At 56.6% G+C, this 22,956-nt stretch carries 19 protein-coding genes; 5 read left to right on the plus strand and 14 right to left on the minus strand.

The features are described from left to right. Positions 1-18 precede the first annotated feature (18 nt). Entirely contained in the window at positions 19-1,263 is a 1,245-nt protein-coding gene (locus tag CAP37_RS08345) for a glycosyltransferase family 4 protein (protein ID WP_086123754.1), read from the plus strand. A gap of 40 nt (positions 1,264-1,303) precedes the next feature. Here the strand turns inward: CAP37_RS08345 and CAP37_RS08350 are convergent. The 9 genes from CAP37_RS08350 to CAP37_RS08390 form a co-directional block, all read right to left on the minus strand. After that, positions 1,304-2,412 (minus strand): IS3 family transposase gene (locus CAP37_RS08350; RefSeq protein WP_373271063.1). Its coding sequence is split into 2 segments (ribosomal slippage): positions 1,304-2,163 and positions 2,163-2,412, totalling 1,110 coding nucleotides; the frame shifts between segments, so codons are not numbered across the junction. Positions 2,413-2,474: 62 nt separating this feature from the next. Further along, on the minus strand, positions 2,475-3,299 hold the full coding sequence (locus tag CAP37_RS08355; RefSeq protein WP_086123755.1) for a class I SAM-dependent methyltransferase: 825 nt from the start codon (positions 3,297-3,299) through the stop codon (positions 2,475-2,477). Between the two features lie 249 nt (positions 3,300-3,548). Continuing rightward, positions 3,549-4,523 carry an IS5 family transposase gene (locus CAP37_RS08360; RefSeq protein WP_086123756.1) on the minus strand — a complete coding sequence of 325 codons (975 nt, stop codon included), beginning with the start codon at positions 4,521-4,523 and terminating at the stop codon, positions 3,549-3,551. A 270-nt stretch (positions 4,524-4,793) separates the two neighbouring features. Continuing rightward, a complete protein-coding gene (locus CAP37_RS08365) occupies positions 4,794-6,266 on the minus strand; it encodes an oligosaccharide flippase family protein (RefSeq protein ID WP_143435905.1) in 1,473 nt (490 codons plus the stop codon). Positions 6,267-6,770: 504 nt separating this feature from the next. Further along, positions 6,771-8,240 carry an O-antigen ligase gene (locus CAP37_RS08370; protein WP_143435906.1) on the minus strand — a complete coding sequence of 490 codons (1,470 nt, stop codon included), beginning with the start codon at positions 8,238-8,240 and terminating at the stop codon, positions 6,771-6,773. Between the two features lie 105 nt (positions 8,241-8,345). Beyond that, positions 8,346-9,188 (minus strand): CpsD/CapB family tyrosine-protein kinase, encoded by an 843-nt coding sequence (locus CAP37_RS08375; protein ID WP_086123759.1) that lies wholly within the window; start codon positions 9,186-9,188, stop codon positions 8,346-8,348. A gap of 14 nt (positions 9,189-9,202) precedes the next feature. After that, positions 9,203-10,801: a Wzz/FepE/Etk N-terminal domain-containing protein gene (locus tag CAP37_RS08380; protein WP_086123760.1), complete on the minus strand. Its 1,599-nt coding sequence runs from the start codon at positions 10,799-10,801 to the stop codon at positions 9,203-9,205. Between the two features lie 11 nt (positions 10,802-10,812). Next, positions 10,813-11,919, minus strand: coding sequence for a hypothetical protein (locus CAP37_RS08385; protein WP_143435907.1), 1,107 nt, complete (start codon positions 11,917-11,919; stop codon positions 10,813-10,815). Continuing rightward, on the minus strand, positions 11,916-12,476 hold the full coding sequence (locus CAP37_RS08390; RefSeq protein ID WP_179190165.1) for a polysaccharide biosynthesis/export family protein: 561 nt from the start codon (positions 12,474-12,476) through the stop codon (positions 11,916-11,918). Before CAP37_RS08390 ends, CAP37_RS08385 begins: the two co-directional genes overlap by 4 nt. A gap of 322 nt (positions 12,477-12,798) precedes the next feature. Here CAP37_RS08390 and CAP37_RS08395 point away from each other — a divergent pair, with 322 nt between their 5' ends. The 3 genes from CAP37_RS08395 (at position 12,799) to CAP37_RS08405 (ending at position 15,418) form a co-directional block, all read left to right on the plus strand. Next, positions 12,799-13,824, plus strand: a complete 1,026-nt coding sequence (locus tag CAP37_RS08395; RefSeq protein WP_086123763.1) for a glycosyltransferase family 2 protein — start codon at positions 12,799-12,801, stop codon at positions 13,822-13,824. Between the two features lie 31 nt (positions 13,825-13,855). After that, positions 13,856-14,434: a hypothetical protein gene (locus CAP37_RS08400; RefSeq protein WP_086123764.1), complete on the plus strand. Its 579-nt coding sequence runs from the start codon at positions 13,856-13,858 to the stop codon at positions 14,432-14,434. 96 nt (positions 14,435-14,530) lie between these two features. Beyond that, a complete protein-coding gene (locus tag CAP37_RS08405; protein ID WP_086123765.1) occupies positions 14,531-15,418 on the plus strand; it encodes a glycosyltransferase family 2 protein in 888 nt (295 codons plus the stop codon). A gap of 9 nt (positions 15,419-15,427) precedes the next feature. Here CAP37_RS08405 and CAP37_RS08410 read toward each other — a convergent pair whose 3' ends face one another. The 5 genes from CAP37_RS08410 to CAP37_RS08430 form a co-directional block, all read right to left on the minus strand. Next, positions 15,428-17,554, minus strand: a complete 2,127-nt coding sequence (locus tag CAP37_RS08410; protein ID WP_218776830.1) for an NAD-dependent epimerase/dehydratase family protein — start codon at positions 17,552-17,554, stop codon at positions 15,428-15,430. Beyond that, positions 17,551-18,549, minus strand: coding sequence for a glycosyltransferase family 2 protein (locus CAP37_RS08415; protein WP_086123766.1), 999 nt, complete (start codon positions 18,547-18,549; stop codon positions 17,551-17,553). Before CAP37_RS08415 ends, CAP37_RS08410 begins: the two co-directional genes overlap by 4 nt. Positions 18,550-18,703: 154 nt before the next feature. Further along, positions 18,704-19,444, minus strand: coding sequence for a WecB/TagA/CpsF family glycosyltransferase (locus CAP37_RS08420; RefSeq protein ID WP_086123767.1), 741 nt, complete (start codon positions 19,442-19,444; stop codon positions 18,704-18,706). A 233-nt stretch (positions 19,445-19,677) separates the two neighbouring features. Beyond that, positions 19,678-20,421, minus strand: a complete 744-nt coding sequence (locus tag CAP37_RS08425; protein ID WP_086123768.1) for a hypothetical protein — start codon at positions 20,419-20,421, stop codon at positions 19,678-19,680. Positions 20,422-20,467: 46 nt separating this feature from the next. Beyond that, on the minus strand, positions 20,468-21,829 hold the full coding sequence (locus CAP37_RS08430; protein ID WP_218776831.1) for a glycosyltransferase family 4 protein: 1,362 nt from the start codon (positions 21,827-21,829) through the stop codon (positions 20,468-20,470). Between the two features lie 166 nt (positions 21,830-21,995). Between CAP37_RS08430 and CAP37_RS08435 the strand changes: the two genes are divergently transcribed. After that, positions 21,996-22,895, plus strand: coding sequence for an ExeA family protein (locus tag CAP37_RS08435; protein ID WP_086123769.1), 900 nt, complete (start codon positions 21,996-21,998; stop codon positions 22,893-22,895). Positions 22,896-22,956 lie beyond the last annotated feature (61 nt).

Genomic DNA, 22,956 nt, shown 5'->3' on the forward strand with positions numbered 1-22,956 from the left:
TGAATGTAGGAATCGCCAATGTCAAATGAAGCCCTCGTCAAGGATTGCGTTGTGTTACCTGACAACGCGCCAACAATCGCAAGAGTAGCACTTGGATTGCAGAGCCACACCCGAGTTCGGATAGCGTATATTTGCGGCCCCGGTGATGCTGTCGGAACTTTCGAACACTGGGCCCAAGGAAGACACGACCCGCGCACCCCCGTAATTGCCTACTCGGCCATGTTTTACTCGTTGATCGAGGCGCTCGACGCAGAGGCATTGATGCTGGTTGAACAGAGTCGTCAACCTGAAATCGACAAAGAAGCACGATTTCGTTTCGTTTACACGCCTCACCCGCGCGGTCGAGGAGGTCTGGCTTACCATCTTGATGAGGCAACATTTACTCGCAATGTCCTAGAAGCGTTGTCAGCTTGGCCAGCCGACGCTATCGTTGTGGGGACCGATGCGCCGGCCGCACTGATCTCGCAATTACCCCGCGCATCGCGGATTATTCTGACCGCTCACAATGTCTATTGGCCGATGGGTACACGGCCCTCCGGCCTCGTTAAGCGGGCGAGACTGTGGCGACTTGCGCGCGCGTTGCGACGTGTTCGCTCGGCTGTCTGCACCTCGCAGGAGTGCGCGAATCAGATCGTTGCCTTGGGGTGTGAACATAGCCGAATGTTTGTCGAGACACCGCAGATCTTGCCCGGATTCTTCCCACAAGCGTTGCCACGCAGCCACTGCAACAGGCTTCTTTATTTGGGACGGATAGAAGCGAACAAAGGTGTCCTTGACCTGATTGAAGCTTTCAGCGCTATTGCCGATATTTTTCCGGGTCTTAGTCTTGACATTGCGGGAACTGGTTCGGCGAATGAACAAGTGCGTGCCGCGATATCCCGAGCGCACGCCCCAAATCGGATCCGTTTTCACGGGCTTTTGGATGCTAACGCAGTACATGCTCTGCTGGACACGAGCGATTTGCTGATTTGTCCAACGCGATTGGAGTCAGGCGAGGGGCTGGCGCTCGTAGTAATCGAGGCTGGCGTACACGGCGTACCCTCCGTAGTGTCATCAATCGTACCGGCCAAAGATCTTCTAAATGGTGCTTGTGAAGTTTTTCCTGCCAATGACGTAGCCGCTTTGACGGAAGTTCTAAGGGCCCTCGCAAGTAATAATGATTCGCTGCGCGCCCTTTCGGATGCTGCGCTCGCGCAACGTTCGCAGTTCTTAGATCGATCACTATCTTGGGGAACGCAACTATATAGGGCACTTCTCGCCTGAGCGATCCGACAGTCTGACCTGCCCGGCTTTTTCGAGCCATTCATTCCTGTAAGACGGCCCGGTTGGGAATAGGTTGATTGTGCTGCTTGAATTCGTGGGGTGTGAGGTAGTCCAGGCTACTGTGGGGACGCACCGTGTTGTAGTGGTGCCGCCAGGCTTCAATAACCACTGCGGCCTCCTTTCGGGACCTGAACCACTCCAGCGACAGACACTCGTCGCGCAGCTTGCCATTGAAGCTTTCGTCGGCCCCGTTCTGCCAAGGCTTGCCAGGATCGCTCAGGGCGGTTGCGATGCCAGCCTGGGAGATCCATTCGAGGATGGCGTGGCTGACGAACTCCGGTCCGTTGTCCGAGCGCATGAACAGCGGAGCGCCGTGGATGCTGACCAACCGTGCGAGCACCTCCACCACGCGGCGTGAGCGGATGGAGCCGGCCACGTCGATTGCCAGGCACTCGCGCGTGTATTCGTCGATGACAGTCAGGCACTTGATCTGCTGGCCTTCGGCGGTGGTGTCGAACACGAAGTCGTACGCCCACACGGCGTTGGCCTTGAAGGGTGTGTAGGCCCTGGGCCGGTTGCTGGCGATGCGTCTTCGTGGGCGCTTCTTGGGCAAAAGCAGGCCAGCCTGGCGCCAGATGCGGTGCGTGCGCGACCAGCTCAGCTCCAGGCCCTGGCGGCGCAGGAAGATGCGGATGCGCCGGTAGCCGTAGCGCGGGTACTGCGCAGACAGCAATTTCATCGCAGCAATGACAGGAGCGTCCTTGACTGGCAGGCGCAGCGTGTAGCTCAGGCTGGAGCGGGCCAGGCCGATGAGCCCGCAGGCCCGCCGCTCTGACAGGCCCCGCTCGCAAGCGAGCTCGACCTGTTCGCGTCGGGCCTGCGGGCTCACCACTTTTTTGCGTTGATCTCCTTGAGGACCTCGATGTCCAGATCACGCTCGGCCAACAGCTTCTTGAGCCTGCCGTTCTCGATCTCCAGGGCCTTCAGTCGTTTGACATCGGCAGCTTCCATCTGACTGAAGTGCTTGCGCCAGGCATAGATGGTGGGTTCGCTGACCTTGTGCTTCTTGGCGGCCTCGGCCACGCTGGTCTTGTCTGCTTCGCGCAGCACGGTGACCATCTGCTCTTCGGTGAATCGGCTCTTTCTCATGGGCTCCTCGCGGGTTGGGAGCCATCTTCCTAGAAATTACTGGTCCGAAGAAACCGGGCAGGTCATACTGCAGACGATCCCAACCCCGTGTTTTTTTCGAAAACAAGAATTTGACCCAATGCTAATCTTGGTGAACCGCGCCGCTTGAACCACCAATTATTAAATGAATACACAACGTTTTTGGCCAAACTGCTAGGAACTGTCGTGTAAATTTCAGAAAATTGACCAGTAGCGTGGTCGACTAATCGCATACCCTTACCCTCCATGAAAGACACAAGCCAATCTATATTCGTTTTTCGGATTAATAGCCCCTCCTCCCGCCATTCTTCGAGGCCCTGCGATCGAATGTCACGACGGGGAGTTCGCCTACCCGTGAGTTTCTTAATGCCAATTAATAGAGGTTCCCAGAACCTTACGTGCAGCGAATTATCGCTATTTTCCATTATGGAGATCCGGCCATTCGGCTTGAGGACTCGAACCAACTCCCCAAGTGCTGCCTCTACCTCTGGAATGTGCATGAGAACACCCCAGCAGCTAACGAAAGGAAAAGCCTCATCCTCAAACGGAAGGGCTAGTAGATTCCCCTCTTGAAGTTTCATAGAAAGTCCTAGCTTTCCAAGATTCGCTTTTGCCGCTGAAAGAGCTGCAGGCGAAAAATCTACTCCTGTTACTTCAAGCCCGTGTCGAACAAACCTGGCTGCGTGAAAACAGTAGCCACACCCAGCGTCAAGGATTGCATCGCCCTTTTTTGCGCCGATAGTTGCTACGATATGCGCGAATGCCCCCTCATAAAAACTTTCAAGACGAGGATTTAGATAGTATCGCTCCCATTCCTCATGGATCTCCTGGTTAGCCAAGAATACTTTTGATTTGAAGGTCTTACTCATATCATGGACTCGCCAAATATCGCTTTCAGGTTGCGAAGGTAGATCAGATCAATTGAGGCTGTTCTAATTTTCAAAAAGATGCGGCGAATCCAACACAGAGAATAAAAGCCTAGGGAAGGTCTTCACAACACCCGCAGCGGCGAGTGCTGATGCGCGATGTTTCAGATGGCGGCAACCGCAGTGCGATTTCGGCCATTCGAAGGTCGATTTGCGACCATCTACCGACCCCTTGGGCCGCTGCGGGCGCATTCATCCCCGGGCCTCTCTCAAAAGCGTTTGGCGAACCATCCACAGATTGGAGAGCGCAAACAGCGTGTGCAACTGCGCCGTGTATTTGGCCAAGCCGCGGTAGCGCACCTTCACATGCCCGAACTGGCGCTTGATGACACGGAACGGGTGCTCCACCTTGGCGCGGATGCTGGTCTTCACATGTTCGAGCTTGTCCATGACCGCGCCCATCGGCGTGCTCCTGTCCAGGGCCTTGCGTTTGCTCGGGCGCATGGCTACATGCCAGTTCGCATCAATGTCTTGCGTCACTTCTCGCTTGCTCACGCCCTGGTAGCCCGCGTCAGCAAACACATCGCTCTCTTCTCCGTGCACCAGCGCGCTGGCTTGCGTCACGTCGTTGACGTTGGCTGCCGTGCCGATGACCGTGTGCACCAGGCCCGAGTCGGCATCTACGCCGATGTGCGCCTTCATGCCGAAGTGCCACTGGTTGCCCTTCTTGGTCTGGTGCATCTCGGGGTCGCGCTCGCCGCTGCTGTTCTTGGTCGAGCTGGGCGCGGCAATAATGGCGGCGTCCACAACGGTGCCGGTCTTGAGCAACATGCCTTGATGGGCCAGCCCGGCATTGATGGTGGCCAGCACCTGAGGGGCGAGCTGGTGTTTCTCCAGCAGGTGGCGAAAGCGCAGGATGGTGCTCTCATCAGGCAGGCGCGCTGCGCCGTCCAGGCCAACGAAGCGGCGGTACAAGGGGCGCTCGTGCAGCTCTTCTTCCATCGCCGGATCGCTCAGGTTCCACCACAGCTTCAGGCAGTGGATGCGGAGCATGGTCTCCACTGCAAACGGCGGGCGCCCACCGAGCGCCTGGTGTGCTCCACGGGCGTGCGGCTGGATGAGCGCGACCAAGACCTGCCACGGCACGACCTTGTTCATCTCTTCAAGAAACACTTCCTTGCGCGTCTTCTTGTGGAGGGGGTCCAGCCCCAGCGTGATTTGGTTCATGCCCCTATCTTCTCCTCAGTTCACGCCGCTGGCCAGTTCAAGGGCGTGAGGTTTTGCAGACCTTCCCTAGGTAACGGGCAGACGTTGCGTGCCCACAAAATTTCCATACTCGATCTTGGTGCGTCCAGCGCACCTGATATGACACGGCGCCATTGAAGCGACTTGCGACGGGAGCCTTTAAACGGCATACAAGTCGAGCCAGCCAAAGAGACCCAAGTGTATGCGACCCCTGATCTTGTTCACAACTGCTTTTGTTAGTCATTCTGGAGGTTATCTCTGCTTGACTAAAGGAAGAACATATCGATGAAAAAGAGGGGCAAATAGTAAGGTAATCACTATACCCAGCACGGCCAAGCGCCAGAATGCACCAAGGTCTGAGACAAAGGGTGCACGTTCAGCCAACCACCAGCCTATCATGGAAACCGACAAGAAGAAAAACAACATCCCTACCTCCGACCAAGTATTGTGCAAACCTAGACGTCGCCCCAAACCATGGCAGACGAGCCATCGCAAGAACTCACTTGCTGATAGAAACATAGCCGCGACAACAATGTTAAATTTGAAGTGTGACAACAATACCAGCAAAAGCGCAAACGAGGCGACCTTACTTGCATTGGCCGTAGCCACCCACTTCGGCCTTCCTGTAGCAAAAAAAGTCGCTCCGTACATCGCCTCCAAGCAACTGAACCAAGCGCCGCACGCAAGTATTGGCAGGAGCACACCGCCCATAGAGTAGCGTTTGTCGTAGGCAAGATCAAAAAAACTAGCAGCCCCCGCGAATAGCAACGTGCAGAGAAAGCTTGATAGAGTCATCATCGCTAGCCTAGTACGGGAAAATGCTGTCGACATAGGCATTCCCTCGGAGAGCTTGCGTGAGTACCAGGGAAATAATACGTTTGTCTGCAAACTGCCTGCCAAAGTTGGAACAATCACGGCGAGACTGGCTGCAATGGAATACACCCCGACCTCAACCAAGCTGAACATTCCAGCCAATACCAGTCGATCCATCTGCAAGGCTAGAAATGTGAATATTGTGCTAATAAAGATCCATTTGCCAAATGAGAGGATCTCCTTCACAGTACCCCGTTCCAAACGTAGCTTAGACTTGGGCCCGTCAAGCATTAGATAGCTCAATGCAGTATGTAAGCTAGCTGAGATTACTGACGCGATAGCCAGTGCATATGCTGATTTCATATACCATGCCAAAAAAAGCATCACCGCCATATGAACTGGGCTAACGATAAACTCGATTTTTGCAACTTCTTTAATCTTCAGATGCCGGGTAGCCGAAAGTATTTTCGCCGACTGGAATCCATCAATTAGGCACGTCGAGGCCACGATAGGAATCAAAAAAAGGAGTTCGTATGCTTTTGGATCATTGGCGCCGTACATTTGTGAGAGTGGCCAACTCAGCATCACGGCAATCAGGAACAGGAGGAAGCCGCGTATCACCTGCAAAGTCCATGCAGTATTCAGGAAATTGGGCTCATCGCCTCGGGCATGCTGTACGACATTGATCCGCAATCCAATGTCGGAGAACATTGCCAATCCCGCCATAACAGCACTAACGATCGCCATGAGGGCAAACGCTTCTTCGAATAGAATAGCAGCCAATGCGATGTTGGAGCTTAGCCGCAATATTTGGCCAAGCCCGAATCCTCCGATAAGCCAAATAGTGCCAACTCTCGCTCTGCTCCCCAAACTGGGCACCATTGTTTCATCTCTATGGGCAAATTTCTTCACTCTCTACTCCTTGCACGCCGCGCTTGGTTATTGATTTTGCGTATCACCACAAATCCAAAGAGCGCACCGAAAACTCTGCAAGTAATGATAGAAAAAACGTGGCTGCAGCTAGCCATAAATGTGAGCTTGAAAGGCATTGTACTATTCACACACGGAAAGTTGGGGCCCGCAGATGGGGCATGCTCAACGATTCCTAGTTAATCCGTCGCAGCGTTGACAAAATTTATTCCGTTGATATTGATGTTAATCCAAGCACTTTCGTGCAGGTGTGAGGAGATACACGAATTAGACATATGATTTGTTCATGTTCATGTTCATGTTCATGTTCATGTTCATGGGCATGGGATAGAGCTGAAGTGGCTCCGTTTCTCGGTGCAGTATTGCGCCGAGGGATGAAGCGACTGCGTGTGGATCAGTGATCAGCCTGCCTCGGGCCAGCTCACACACGGAAACGAATGACTCGAAAGCCGAGCACGTCGCCAAGCTGCTGGCAGCTGCCAGATGTCAAACCGACTGGCTCTTTTGCTTCTCTCTGTGGTGGCTGCGCTGCATCAGAAAATAGGCACATGAAATACCAATGATGCAGAAGTAGATGATGGGCACTGCAAGAATGCTGCTCATGGTAAAAATGATGAATATTACGGCGACAACCGTGGCAAACATGGCTCGCCCCAGAACAAGACCGTCGGTGTCATTGTTCTCAAGGGCCCAACGCTTGCCTCGCCGTATCGACACAAGTGCTGAGATAAACATGCCCGCAAATAGGAAAAGACCAACAAGCCCAGCATATAGCGCCACCCCTAGATAACTGTTGACTACGTCAATGATTCCTTCACCCTGTCGCATCACCTGAAGCTCTGGGGCATTCAGAAAATCTGATGACCCGAACAGGAGATTTCGTTCAACCACCGGAATGGCAACCGTCAATAGGCTCGCACGATAGTCGACATTACCTTGTTCCTCATCGCCAACAAATGGGAGCAGGCTGATAAACTGCTGCCCCATTGGGACGAGTGACAAGGCGAAAAATATGCAAATCGAGATGACCCCACCTTGCACCATGCGTTTTATGGGGTGGGGGCCGACAATTACGAAGACAAACAACAGAAGTAAAGCACCCACCCAAGGAGCTCTAGCCAAAGACGCGAGCACCCCTAATGACAACAGCAACCAACCCAATCGTCGATTCCTGCGTTCTACGATGCATCTTTGCAGGTAAAGATATGCCCCTGATGCCACAACGATCACATACCCCAAGGTTATAGACTCGCCAATCGTCGCGCTTGGTCGAACAAACCCCCCCCTCATCTTGTAGTAGGAAAATGGGTTCAGCCCCAATGCCATAGTTGCGGCATCGTAGAGTCTCCAACTGCGCAGGACTTCAACAGCAGCAAGCACCGATAGCACCAGACCGCCCAGCACAAGTCCAGCTAGCGCATGGCGGAGTCCATCAGTGTTCTGAATACTTCGACTTGCCACGTAGTAAGGAAGGAAGAGATCAATCCAGAGCATGAGGGCTGCCCGAGTATCAGCGGTGAAGTTACCACCGCGAAAGGCGAGTACTGCATTTACCAGCAAATAGGCCAAGACCAGCCAATCGACTGGTGACTGAAAGTACCGGATGGTCGAGCCACGCAATGCCAGGCGCCACGCACAGGGAAGCAGCAGGGCAAGTGCGAGCAATCGATAGTGGTTGAGCTCGAAGAAGTGATCGAGGATGCCCAGTCCTGGTATTGGGGCCGCAGCAGGCGGCGCAGCCAGAAGCAATAGCAGATACAAACCAAACACGTGTGCTTCTCGTCTGCCTGCCACCAGCAGCACCATGATCATGATGCCGACGTAGATCCAGAAACTGTGTGCCAGAAACCATGCAAACGTGGTGACATACCAAAGCACGCGCCAGCGTGCAAAAGTCTGCGGGGAAACAATCTGCACTATCGCCGGACGTACCGACAACCACACCAGACTGCTCACCACAAGCACGACGATAAGCGCGCGTATATGCTCTGGCACGGATTTCTGGCTTCTCTGGTTCAGATTGCGCGGTTATGGGAAGGGGTCTGCGAATTCGGCACCGAATCAATAGTAGGCGTTGCGACTTGGAGCATCGTCTTTATTGAGGACTACACCCACGAGCTGGAACTTCGAGAGGCGACTCATGGCCTCGTCGATTTCCTTCCGGGTTGATGTCCCATTGCCCACCACCATCAGTACGCAGTCAATGCGCGGAAGAATGGCCAGAACATCGTCCACAGCGAGCACCGGCGGCAAATCCACCACCACGATACGGTCTGAGTAATGTTCGCGCAATTCACCCATGAGCGCCGCTACCCTGCTCGAGCCAAGCAGCTCGGCGGAATTGGGCATTGACTGCAGGGTGGGCAAAACCACAAACCGCGGTATGCCCGGGTTCACCATGGCCTGTTCGACACGAGCGTTTCCGGTCAGTACTTCATTCAGGGAAATTCTTCCGTTCAAGCCGAGCGAGCTGGCCACCCGGGGACGGCGCAGATCGAAGTCGACCAGCAACGAAGTTCGGTTGGTCTGCTGCGCTATGCCAATCGCCAGATTGATGGCAACCACCGTCTTGCCAGACTCCATCGTGGGCGACGTGACTGCCAGAGTCCGCCAGCCGTTCTCGTCCATCTTCTGAAGAACCTGCGTTCTAAGCAAATCGAATGCCCAGGAAACGGGGTGCGATTTCTGGTGTGCCACGATACGCTGGCTCTCCAGATGCGCGGGGTCCAGCTCTACCACAGGGGTTTGTCGATAGTGGACATCTGCGTCCGTCCCCGGCAGCGATTCCTGGACTACTTCGCTTGCAGGTTTGGCCGCGGTGCGAACAGCAGCCACATGCAGCGGCGGTTGCAGTCCCACGCGCTGTGACTTGGCCTTCTCGACGGCCTCTTTAATGCGTTCCATGGAGCGACCGTTCCTCAGTTCAAGCGGGAAGAAACAAAAATCAGCGCATTCTGGAGCGGTATCACCCAAAAATGGACAATCATCAGCACCACTACACCTCCCAGCAGCGCCAAGGGCACCGCGCGCTGGCGCCACCTATCTACGGCTTGTGCTTCGGAGCTAATTGATATGTAGGGAATCACGGCCAATGGGCGCTGATTCACGGCGGCTGCAAGGGCACTGGCACCCCACACACGGGACAGCAGCGTTTCCAGCAACAAGGCCATCGCCAGCGCGGCACCAATCGCAGCAATAAACCCAGCAGCCACGATCTTTTTGCGACTGGGCTTGACCGGGTACTCCGGCAATAGGGGCGGCTCCAGCAATGTGAACCGCTCTGCTTGCAGGCCGCCCTCGAGGTTCTCAACCACCTGGGCTGACAACAACTGTGTCCGCAATTCCTCGTACTTGGCTTTGGCGGCATCGTAGTCGCGCTGCAGCCCCGCCATTTGCCGTTCCACTTGAGGCGCTCTGAAAGCCTGAGCGCGCTGCTGGCCGATGCTCGCCCGCAAACTCGACTGCTGACTTGCCAGCAAATCCACCCGAGATCTCGCCGCCTCTACCTGTGCTTCCAGTCGGGAAGCAGCGAGTTCCGCCTGCTCTTTCGCTGCGGTTCTTGATGGCGTCTGAACACGCGGCTCGTTGTTGACAGCCTGCTCAAGACGCTGAATCCGAAGATTCTGCGACAGGATATCCGGATGCGTATCCGAATAAGTGGCCCGCAATGTCGCCAGCTGGGCACGCGCCCGCTCCAGTTCCTGTTCGGTCGGGCTCTGCCCGAGTTCTGCTACCGTGCCCGGGGCCATCACACCTCTTCTGGCTGCGGCCAGATCTACTTGCAGCGAGCGCAATTCGCTCTGCGCCAGCCGGTGGTCACGCTCGACGTTGCGCAGATCGGCCTCCAGGCTTTGCAGCCCACCCAGCGTCACCGCCGAATTTTCTGGCAGCGCGCCCGCCTGCTGCGACTTGAACACGGCAATCTGAGCCTCCAGCGGCTCCAGTTCTTTACGCACCCTCTCAGCCTCTGCCGTCAGAAACTCGGTAGTGCGTGTGGCCTGATCCACTCGATCGCGCCGGTTGTTGGAGAGAAACAGATCCGCCAGTTCCTGGGTCACGGCCTGCGCCTTTTCTGGATCTCCGTGTTGAAAAGAAAGGTTGAATGAAACTGCCGCCGGCCTATTTGTCCATGCATCTCCGCCTCCCATCACGTTCAGCACGATGCTTCTGCGCATGGCCTCAGTGACATCGGTGTCGGAAAGGCCACCCTCGCCGTCCTTTGAGAACAACTGGTGCTTCTCGGCGACACGCACCAGGTTCTCTCTCGTCATGAGCCTCTGGCGGATAAGGTTCACACGGTCCTCCGGCCGCGGTCGGGAAGCGCCGTCCGCTATTGGCACTTGAACTTGCGGGCCTTCGACCAGAATGGTCGCGGTGGATTCGTACACCCTTGGCAAGACAAAAGCAAACACCACGGATGCCGTCAGAACCAGCCCAAACGCCAAAATCATCACCAGCGCACGTCGCCGCAGGATGGACAGATAGTCATGCAGACTGAGCTCGTAGTCACCAAACATCGAAATCGCCTTCAAAGCTCAGAATACAAATAAATCAGCCCTGCGCGGATTGCCCATCCCCTGCCCGTGGTACCCGTCACGCCCCTGAACTTTCGGTCTTCAACGCCCAGCGTCGACGACCACCTTTCACTCAGTTCGTTTTCTAGAGTCAGGCGAGTGAGGTGTCCAACACCACCCGCGACGCCTCCTGACCGGCTGCGTGTGGTGCTCGCGGATATGCGGGCGCTCTGCGTGAGTTGATAACCCATCACTAGCCCCAGTGCTTCCGTTCTGACGTAGCTCGCCGCCGTGCCAACCGGTTGCAAGTCCCTGGACCACTCGATCCCCGAGGTCAACTGGCTACCGGTGTAGGTCAGCTGCAGACCGCCCAGAGCAGTCCGAATGGACGCAGCACCGCTGGCTCGCGCTTGCCCGGCAAAGGCACCGAGTGCCCAATTGGGTGACAGTTCCCCTCGCGTGCCGACGGCCCAGCGAGTCAGGTTCGATTCTGCCCCTGCGCCCAAAGGCGTCAGGCGGGCGTAGCCCGGTTCGAAGTAATAAGTGGTGCGCTCGCTTTGCGCCCACGATAGCCTGCTGGTCATTTCCAGCTCGCGGTAGCCCGCCAGCACAGCCGAGTCGTAGCTGACACGGTTGTTCGCCACATCCAGCCTCAGCTGAGTGCGCTCCGTCAGATCCTTGTTCCATTGCGCACCTGTCACCACCGTTCGCTCGCGGGCGTCGACTGTTACAAGCCCAAGTTCCTCAAACTGCGTGTTGCGAGTGGCAGCCTCAGCCAGATTGGCTCGCAGTTCGAGATTCGCGGTGGGCCAGTTGTATGCCCATGTATAGCCCAGACTCGGGTAATTGCGGCTCGCCAGCAACAGGGTATTGCTCGACCGTTCAAGCACCGCTCCCGCGGAGAACCTGGATCTGATGCGGTCGCTACTCGACACATAGGAGTATTCAGCGGCCGCACGCAGCACCGTGGCGCCGCCAAGATTGACGCTAAGCAGTCCAGGATTTTCGATCCGCTCCACCTCCGTCAGGATGCGTACCGAATGCTGCGCTAGTGCACCAGTGGAACTGGCACACATGAGTGCCCCGGCGCAGAGGAGCGTATTGGCGCTTTTCACTTTCATGGCACCAGAATGGTGTCACCGGGGAGGAGCACCACGTTGGTCTCCAGCGAGGCGCCACGCATCAAATCGTTATAGCGAACTGGCAACACGGTGGGCCCGCTGCTCGTCTGCCGCAAAACCCGAATCGCATTGGCATCGGCAAACCTGTCCACACCCCCCACTTGGCTGAGCACCTGCAAGACAGTCGTCGACGGAGACATGAGTGCCACCAATCCCGGCTCTGCCACTTTGCCCAACACGTAAACCCGGCTTCCGTCGATGCCGGTCACAGACACGGTCACCACTGCGGCTGGAATGTACTGTTTGATTTTTCCGGCAATGCGCTCTTCCACTTGCTGAGTGGTCAGCCCGGCCACCTCCACCCGACCGGCTAGCGGGAAAGTGATGCTGCCATCGGGCAACACTCGCACCTCCATGCGCAGTGCCTCTTCTTTCCAGACGGCGATGGTCAGCGCATCGCCGTGTCGCAGCTGATAAGGTGCCGCGGCCTGAGCCCAGGCTGCTGCACCAACGAGAGAAAGCCAGAAGAACAGGAAGGACTGCAAAGCGGATTTCATGTTCAAGTTCCCAAAGTGGATGTGGTGCGAATACTCGCCGCCGCCGCAAACTGCTGGAAGACCCGCAATCTGACGACGCATCAGCGGCAGCACGAACGCTCTCGCTCTGCTGCTTTCGTCAGTGCCAGGGGCATGTCACAATTTGTTGCTACAACATTGATGTTAATCCAAGCGGGCGGGCGCAGGTGTGAACAGATCCACAGTCCGTCCATGTGTTACCCGCGCTCGGCGCATGAATTCAGGCATCGTAAGTAACTTGCTCTCGCCGACGCCTTGGTGTCGCCCGAGCTTCAAGCATTCCCGCTCTTAGACTGGAGGCCCAATGATACGTTTAGAGGTCGGCGTATTCGCGCACAACGAGGCGCGCAACATACTCAAGACACTCACTGGCATGGCGCGACAGGAAGCCACCGGGCTGGATGTGCGTGTGCTGGTGTTGGCCAACGGCTGTTCGGATGACACCGTGGACCTCGCACGCACCTTCGCTGAACCGCACAATGCCCGGAGCCTCAACATCCGCATCGAGGTAATCGAACTAGCTGAAGGGGGAAAGTCACGAACCTGGAACAGGTTCGTGCACGAGCTAAGCCGGTCTGATGCCGACGTTTTGATGTTTGCCGATGCGGATATAGAACTGCCTGCTTCTGACAGCTTTTTGCGCTTGGTTCGCCAATCGATCTCCAGACCAGAACTCTATGTTGTCAATTCGAAGCCGATCAAGGATATTGTTTATCGCCCCTCGGATCTGGGGTTGAAAGACAGAGTCATTGCGATGGGCAGCGGCACGCTGAGTGACTGGAAGAAGGCCATCTGCGGCCAGCTTTACGTCATGCCGGCGGTTAAAGCCAGGTGTTTTCATGTTCCTATTGGCCTACCTGTGGAGGATGGCTTCATAAGGGCAATGATACTGACAGATGTTTTGACAATTGATGAGGATCTTTCTCGAATCGATGGTGATGATGTTTTTCACATTTTTGCTTCGGAAAGATCCATATTGTCCTTGATACGCCATCAGACGAGAATCATTATTGGCTCAGCCATCAATTCCGCAATATATGGTTTTCTCAGCGAGATTCCATCAGCTCAGCGGCGCGCTGTGTTGGCTGATGCTGCTAAAAATGACCAATGGCTTCCCACGGTGATTGAATCCCGCTTGCCACAATGGCCATACGGTTGGATACCCATATACTATTTGATCAAACGCGTTAGTTTCATTGCCGGTCATCCGCGAAAACTCCTGCAGCCAAGACAGCTTGCGACACTTTTCTTGGGGTTAGGCTTTGATTTTGTCGTGTACGTGAACGCTCAACTGAAAATGGCAAGGGGTGTGGGCGCCGGGCACTGGTAATCATGCAAATGAGCTCAAAACAAGATAAGGGATGAGTCTGCAAACGAAGGGATGGATCGGCAGCTGGGCACCAGGCATGGGCGATCCAACCATCGGTGGCTGGGTGACGGTGGCGCTCTACATTGTTGTTGCTGTGGCATGCCACAAGGTTCTGCGTCTCGAGCGTCAGAGACGGCTGGTGTCGAGTGACCACGAAAGACTGATATGGCGATTGCTGACGGTCGGGGTGATCTTGCTGGGCATCAACAAGCAGCTTGACCTCCAGTCCGCAGCAACCGAGCTGGCTCGCATGCTTGCCCATGAATACGGGTGGTATCGCAATCGTCGCCAGTACCAGGAGGCATTCATCGCTGCGTCTGCGGTGCTGGCTTTGACATCATTAGCTGCACTGGCGGTACTCGCTTGGAATGCGCCCGTACCGACCTTGTGGGCTTGCACAGGCGCAACAGGCTTGACCGTGTTTGTTGGTATCAGGGCTGCCTCCTTTCACCACATTGATGAAATGCTGGGTTGGACCCTTGGAGGGTTGCCTTTGAACTGGTTGCTTGAAATGGGCTCTTTGATGGTGATTGGATGGAGTGCGCGTACAAGGGTGAAAGGACGAACATGAACGCGCCTTGCTTCATCGACCTGCTCGGCAAGCCTAAAGATCCACACCGCATTGACATCAAGTGTTACGGGCCACTCCCATTTTATTGAGCGCTTCATGACGCAGACGACCCTTCTTGCATCTCCTTCGCCAGATGCCCTTCGCCGAGAGCGGGCTGGGCTCACCATCATCGTTCCAGCCAACAACGAAGAGGGCTATCTTGCGGACTGCCTGCGGGCACTCATGGCTTCAGAGCCCACCGACGCAAGCGTGCAGGTGTTGATCATCGCAAATGCATGTAAGGACAACACCGTAGGCGTGGCGCGCGCATTCGAGACCGCAGCCACTGCCATCGGTTGGGCATATCAGGTCATCGATCTGGCGCAACCCGGCAAGCTCAATGCGTTGAATGTTGGCGACGATCTGGCCACAGGCGAAATGCGGCTGTATCTCGATGCAGATGTATTGGTGAGCCCGGGTCTTGTGCGTCAGCTGGTAGCAGAACTGAGCGCCACATCAGCCCCTCGATACGCCAGCGGCAGCGCCCGAATATCGCAAGCCCGTTCCGTGGTGACGCGCGCGTACTCGCGGTTCTGGCAAATGCTTCCGTTTGCACGAAGCGAGGCCCCTGGGTTCGGGGCGTTCGCCGTGAACGATGCAGGCCGTGCACGATGGGGCCGATTCCCCAACATCATTTCCGACGACACGTATGTGCGCCTGCTTTTTGCGCCCCATGAACGCAAGGGAGTGCCGGCCACTTACGAATGGCCAATGGTAGAAGGCTTCAATCACCTGGTGAAAGTAAGACGCCGCCAGGACCAGGGCGTGAAGGAAATCGCGCTCAAGTGGCCTGAACTTCTGCGCAACGAGGGAAAGCCAGCCCTTGGGATGGGTAATTTGCTGGGCATGGCACTTCGGGAACCATGGGGCTTCTTCGTTTATGCAGCCGTGGCTTTCGCCGTCCGGATGCGGCGACCTTCCGAGCAATGGACGCGCGGTCGCTGACCAGCAGTACTAAAACCCGAAGAGATTGGCCTGCACGATCGCGCGCGTCACAAAGGCTTTTCGATCGGCTTCTGGCACCCAGCCCAGCAGGCTCTTCGACAGGCTATTGTCAAAGCGCGCGAAATGAGCGCGGCTTTTCCAGTCCGCCAGTGAGGGACGCACTGCGCCCTTGCGCCTCAGAACATGGCGCTTGAGGATGTACTTCATTCCGTCAGCCAGCCACATCGCATGCAGCGAGCCCGATGTCACCGTGATGCGCGCCCCCAACGCTTGGTGAATCGCGCCGAAGTAATCCCGCGCCGACATCATGGGGTCACCCACCAGGTTGAAGGACCGGCCCACTGCATCGGGGTTGCCCATCATGAGCAGAAGTCCCTCCGAAACGTCATCGGCCAGAACAAAGGGCAAGACGTTGCCCCCATGGCCCCAGATTCGCACGGCACCCGCCCCGTGCCAGCGTCCGATGCCCCAATGTTGGAGTGGCCCGCCGTGGCCCACCACAATACCGGGCCGCGCAATGACCACGGGCAGCCCGCGCGTGCGGTGCATCTCCATCAGTTGCGCCTCGCACTCCGCCTTTGATCGGGCATACAAGTTTCGGTTGCCCATGTCACTGCCGAAGCCGGTGTTTTCGCTGATGACCTGACGCGGATCGGACATGTCGTAAGACGCGATGGTGCCGGTGTAAATCAACCGTTTGACGCCCGCTGCCAGCGCTGCCTCGGCCACGCGCAAGGTTGTTCCCACATCGTTCTCAAGCGCCGCCTCCCATGTCTTGTCCACAGACTTGGCCAGGTTGAAGACCACATCGATTCCCTGCATCGCCGTGGTCAGGCCTTCCAGATCGCGCAAGGACACCGGCACCGTTTCCACATGGTCGGCGATGTCATCGAAGGGTCCTGTGCGACCACGACTGAGGACGCGCACGTCATGGCCCCTGGCCACCAGCAATCGTGTGAGGTTGCGCCCGATGAAGCCTGTGCCGCCGATCACCACAACAGTAGGCCGTGGCTTGCCAATGGGCTTTGCCGGCTGCGCGAGAGACGTGTCCATGCGGGCGAGCGTGGAATCTATCGCATGCATCACAGCAGTGGCACAGGTGAAATCGAACCGGGTATCCAGCGGCATCCTTCCATTCGTTGCCGCGTAAAAGGCGCCCACGGCAGTTCGGAAACTCAGCCCATACGGCGACTTCTGATTCAATGAAGTCAATTGCCGCGCAGCATTGACCAATCCCTCACGCAGATGCTGCCCCGCTGCAGACATCTCGCGCACGAAAGGGTTCAACACCAGGTCGGCGGTGTTGTCCTGGCTGACCACCAGCGTATCGGCAGCAAAGTTCAGACGCGCAATAGCTGAAGACCCACGCACGGTGACCGTGCGGTCATCCATCACCTCAACCAGCGCGATGTTGAAGCTCAGGTCTACATCCCCGACTCGCGCCAACACCCGCCAGCTCTGATGCCGCGTTCCGCCTCCCTCAAGTGCTATAGGCTGGCCAAGCTCCAGATGCAGGATCTCGGGTGCGCCCAGCAAGTCGATGGCAAAAGCGTAAAGATGCGGGCCAAGCTCCAGCAGAAGATTCTTGGGTTCGCGCAACAACCACAAGCCGAAGGGGCCAGAGCGCAGAGGAGCCAGCGGGAGGCACCAGTTGATCTGCACGGATGAGACGCGGCCCAGATCACCAGCCTGCATCAGGGACTTGAGCCTCTCGTAAGACGGGAGGCCAAGAAAGTTATGCCCCGCCGCCAGCACCTTGCCGGTATCTTCAGCGGCCTTGCGCATTTCTTCAGCCTCGCCGGCGGACGTGGCGACAGGCTTTTCCACCAGCACATGCAGCCCCGAGCGCAGGCACTGAATCGCAAGATCTCGATGGGACGAAGGCGGTGTCAGTATGTGCACTGCATCGCAGACATTCGCAGCGATCATCTGGTCAACCGACCCGTAAGCCTGCAGGCCATAGGCCTGAGCCAGATCCTCGGCCGCGCCGCGTGACTGGTCGCACACCGCGACCAGTCTGGCGCCAGGTGTGGCGCGTATCGCATCTGCGTGCCAGGCGGCGATGTATCCGGCCCCGATGATGCCCACGCGGGTCTGAGTGCTTGCGGTCATGTCGAGTTCGTCCTTGGAGATCACTTGTATTCGATGATGTTCATGTCGCGTCGCTGCCAGCGACGTGCCAGATAGGTCAGCATCCCGATCAGGTTCGGGAACTTCGACAATGAGAGATAGAGCCCGTGGTGCATCGCCTCGCGAAGTGGCAGGCCGGAGCGAACGAGGCCTTGTACAGTGCGCAGCCAGGAAAGCTTGTAGCCCGCCAGCACTGCGACCATCAACACAGTCCCGGCCAGGACTTTGCCCAACAGCGTCAGTGTGAGCCCAGTCAGAAACACCAGCGGCAGAATCAAGCCGTAGAGCCATACGCGTCGCCGCTCAGGCCGAAAATGATCGGGGTGCAGATCGCCGACCTGGCCGAAACCATGCCCGCTGCGCACCGATCGCCGCCACCATTCAGAAAACCGCGTCATGGCGGCATCGTGCCGGGTCATGGAGAGCGGCAGCCGCTCGATTCGCAGTCCCGACTTGCGCAAGCGCGCGCAGAATTCATCATCCTCGGCGGCAATGACTTGCGGGTTGAAACCTTTGAGAGCATGGAAGGCCGGGGCGCGCACCATCATGTCTCCGCCGCAAGCTTCGATTGGACCTGCGGGGCGATGCCATTCGAAATCACACATCGCGTTGTACACGCTGCGGTTGCGGTCGATCTCGGACCGCCATCCAGTCACGATACCGAGTTCCGGTCGGTCGCTCACATGTGCCAGTGCCGCCGAGATCCAGTTCGGTGCCAGCAGGCAGTCGCCATCGATGAATTGAACAAAGTCGGGCATCTGGCCAGATGAATGCAGCGCCATGAACCCCGCATTTCGACCGCGCGCGGCAGTGAATGGGACGCTTGTGTCCAACTCAACGACTTCAATGCCAAGGCTGCGGGCATGAGCCACACTGTCATCGCTTGATCCGCTGTCTACATACACAATGCGCGCGACCTGTGCCTGCACGCTGGCCAGGCACCGCTTCAATCTTTCGCCCTCGTTTCGGCCAATGACGACGACGGCTATTGACGTGCTCATGCGCCCTCTCCAGCCAGACATCCGGTCCGGTTGGCCATACAGGCAATGGTGAGCACTCTGCAATGATGGAGAGACATGAAATCAACGTTGGGAGAAAGATCAGCCAGACGAAGCCACGTGTGCGCCGATGCGGCCGGAGAGAACCTCGCGAGAATCATGCCCGAGAGACCAGGCAATCCTTGAACAAGTGCCAGACCCCTACGGGGTAGCTGACCAGGTACCTTCTCCAAAGCCTCGCCGGCTCTTTGCCGAATCGGTAAAACCACTCCAGACCTGCCCTCTGCATCCAGGCGGGTGCGCGTCCACCCCCAGGACTCAGAATTTCAAAGCTGCCGCCAATACCAGTGAGCACCAGGTTGGGGAGTCGCTTTCGCAACGCGGATGCCAGGTGATCCTGCTTGGGCACCCCGAGTGCGATGAACACGACCTTGACTTCGCGCTGCGCCAGTTCCATGCAGAAGGTAGAGAGCTGGGCCTCGGACAGATCCACCTTGTCTTCAAACACATACTTGCAGGCCTGTACGGCCCGTGGCCCATACGCTTGTACCGTCACCCACGGCGCCTTGCCTCCAATGATGGCAAAGGCGGGCACATCGTCTGATTGAAGAAGGGCGTGAACCAGATCGACACCAGTCGTCCGGCCATCAATAGGGCCTCCATCGGCCTTGAAGTGAGAGGCCCAGACCAAGGGCATGCCATCGGCAGTGATGACGTCAGCGGTGCTCATCAAGCGCATGTAGTCTGGCTCGCGCACGCTACGAGCAAGCATTTCGGTGTTGAGGGTCAGTAGCCAGGCGCCCTCCCCGTGCTGAGCGCGACGCTTGATTTCAGCAAGATGGGTCTGCAGGCTGCCGCGGGAAACGCGCAGACCACAGATGGTGCAGGTATCAATCATCAAGGGATTCAAGAACACGGTTGGAGGTAAAGCCACAGGGCATGATCATTCACGCAGACACGCCATTTGGTACGTACCGACTGCCACTTCTGAGAAAAATGATCGCGGTTCGTGACGTAGTCGCCAGACTCAAGTGCTTCGCAATCCACAGGCGAGCAGGTTCAATTGCAGAAGATCGGCTGATCGATTGCACCGCGCCGATGAGCGCAATGCGCCAACTGAGTCAGAAGCAGTCAGGCCAGGATCGCCTTGTACAGCTGAGATCCCCACGACCGAGAGCGGTCAAGAAACTGCGGGCGGTGTGCCAGCGCTGCCTCGGAATGCGCGCGCAACGCTGCGCGATCTCCGGCCAGAGATCTCAGGATCTCGGTCAGGGCCTCCACATCATTGGCGGGGAAAACCTGGCAAGCGCCGTCCAGAAGATCTCGCGCCGGAACGATGGAAGACACGACTGAAGGCACACCATGCACGGCACCCATGGGCCAAAAGACGTTGTGAGCAGTCAGAACGATCCGAGACTCGCGGGGAAGGCGCGCAACCAGGGAGGCAGGAGCGTCGGTCCCAACGACGATGACATCGGCCGGCCAAGCCGACAAGGCTTGCAGGACGGAGCGGGTAAAGGCGGCTTGATCGCGGCGGTAGTCCAGTCCACGACGTCCGCGCGGATGTGCAGTGTGAACAAAACTGAATCGAGGGTCTGTGGCGTTGGGCTGACGATCTTGTTCGACCAGCAGCAACGCACGCGCATCAAGTGATTCCACCAATGAATAAAACATTGCTGAATAGGCAATCACCGGGGTGCGCGGATCGTGCATGCCACGCATCCAATGCTCAAAAGTTCCCACCGCGTCGCCGGGCCCACAAACGTATGCGATTCGAAGCGGCGCGCCGTGGGGCAATCCCAGCGCTTTCCTCACGAGCATCGGCGCGTCATCGGGCAACGACAGGCAACTTTTTGCAAACTCGTCATTCGACATGGGCTATTCCTCGCGTTCCGCGTCTGAAAAAGTGGTGCGCCGCTCCTTACACCGCCTCGGCAACTTCTGAAAATTGATCGTGTAACTGAACTGCAATTTTTTTCAGGTTGTGCTCAAACTCAACTCGAGTTCGCCCTTCTCTTCCGAAATCTGCCAGCTGTTGCGGCGAAGCTTTCAAAGCACCCCGCATGGCAATTGCGATATCGTCAACGGAGCCAGCGGGGATGATCCAGCCGCAGGTGTTGTCCACCAGTTCGGGAATTCCGGCAATGAATGTGGATATGACGGGTCGTCCCAGTGCAAAGGCCTCCATGATAACCACGGGCAGGCCTTCAGCGAAACTGGGCAGTAGAAAAGCGCGGCTTTTTCCGATCATCAGCCTGACATCGGCATTGGATTTCCAGCCATGCATTTCGACATGGCGTGACACGCCGTATTTTTCAATGGCGGCCTGCAGCGCGGCTCTTGACTCCCCGTCGCCTACAAAATGCACCTTCAGGTTTGGAAATTCATCCTTCAGGATTGCAATTGCTTCAGGTATGAGCAGCTGCCCCTTCTGTGGGCATAGGCGTCCAACGCACACGAGGTTCTCGTTTGCTTCGTCAAAATAATAGTCTGGCGAAAAATCTTCCAGTTTCAGTCCACAGTGAATGATTTTTATCTTGCCAAAATATTCATAGCTGCTGAAGCGTATCAGTTGAACCCTGCAATAGTTTGAGATTGCTACTACAAACTTGGCATGCTTTATTTTGAGCGCGATACTGAGCAACGAAGGATCAACAAACTCGTCTGGACCATGCGCTGTGAAGCTGTAGCTGCTTCCGCCCATCGCATGCGCCAGCATCGCAACCGTGGTTGCATTGGTAGAAAAGTGGCTGTGTACGTGCGCTATACCTTCAAGCTGGGTTGCACGGTAGAAATAGGTGGCCTGCAAAAAGTAAGCGATGTGCTTGACGCTGATTCCGCCCGCATTCTTGCAAACCTGCAGCCACATCCGAAGTGCACGAAGAAATCCGGCTGGATGACTGACCAACACCAGAAAAAATGCCGCCAACAGCCCACTTATGTTTTTGGTCAGAAGATAATGCGTTCGCTTCTGTTCCGCGATGTCAAGAGGATCGACCAGTTGATCATCCCAGTTGCGCACCGCATAACGCTTCACCTCCAGATTCAAACTCTCAAGACTCTCTATTTCACGACGGATAAAAGTCGTGCTGGTAATAGGATACGTGTTCATCAAATATGCAATTTTCAACGAGGCGCCCTCCGCAGGAGAATAGAGAATCTGAGTTTTTGAACTTGCCCAAGTGGACATGGACGGGCGAGCTGATGCCGTGCCAGTGCAGACAGCATATTCATGCCCATATTGTTCCGCAGCCAAGACTCCAGCCATAGGGAACAATTTCACGCCACCGACCTGGTTGTGCAACCAACTCAGATGGGGAGGAATCAAACTGCTGGCCGAGTCGTCTGCCGGGATGCTTCAGGTAGACTCAACTCAGGTTCATGTCCACCGGTGCCACCGTTGGAACTGCCATTTGGCAACCAAAAAAAGATGAGTGGAGCGCTAGAGCGTGTACGAATCGTTTTACGGTCTGCGCGAGAAACCTTTCTCCATCCAGCCCGACCCCGACTTCCTCTACATGGGCAAGCGTCACTCGCTGGCCTACACCATGCTGGAGTATGCAATCCATAACCGGGCGGGTTTCACCGTCATATGTGGAGAGATCGGTTGTGGCAAGACCACGCTGATCCGTCGTCTACTGAACAACCTTGGGAGCGATGTCAAGGTAGGTCTGGTGACCAATACGCATCCCGACCTGGCCGATCTCACGGAGTGGATCATGCTGGCTTTCGGCCAGCCCTACGACAGCATGTCGCCGGTGGCGCGTTACGACGCTTTTCAGCGTTTTCTGATCAACGAGTACAGCCAGCAGCGCAGAGTGGTGCTCATCGTCGACGAGGCTCAGAACGTCAATCCGGCGGCGATGGAGTCGCTGCGCATGCTCTCCAACATCAACGCGGACAAGGATCAGCTGTTGCAGGTGGTGCTCGTCGGGCAGCCTCAGTTGCGCACGCTCCTTCAGCGTCCGGAGCTGCAGCAGTTCGCCCAGCGGGTGGCGGCCGATTTCTACATTTCCCCCCTGAACTCGGTGGAGGTCGGGGACTACATCGACCACCGGCTCAAGGTGGCTGGCCGGGAGCGCCAGTTGTTCACGCCGTTGGCCACGTCGAAGATTGCGAGAGCCGCACATGGCATTCCCCGCAGCATCAATATCCTTTGCGACACGGCCCTCGTTTACGGATTTGCTGCTGAAGCCCGGCTGATCGATGTGCATCTGGTGGACGAAGTGCTGAACGACCGGAGCCAGTACGGCGTTCTTGGCGACATCAATTTCAGGAACAGCCAGTCAGGGAACAGTCAGTTCGGTGACAGCTCGTTTTCGACGGCCTCTGATACCCCAAAAGCGTGATCGAGCACACACTGTTGTAACAAACTGTCGAGTCATAATTACTGACCCATGGGGGGTATAC

Source organism: Hydrogenophaga sp. IBVHS1, assembly GCF_002127265.1.
Lineage (GTDB): Bacteria > Pseudomonadota > Gammaproteobacteria > Burkholderiales > Burkholderiaceae_C > Hydrogenophaga.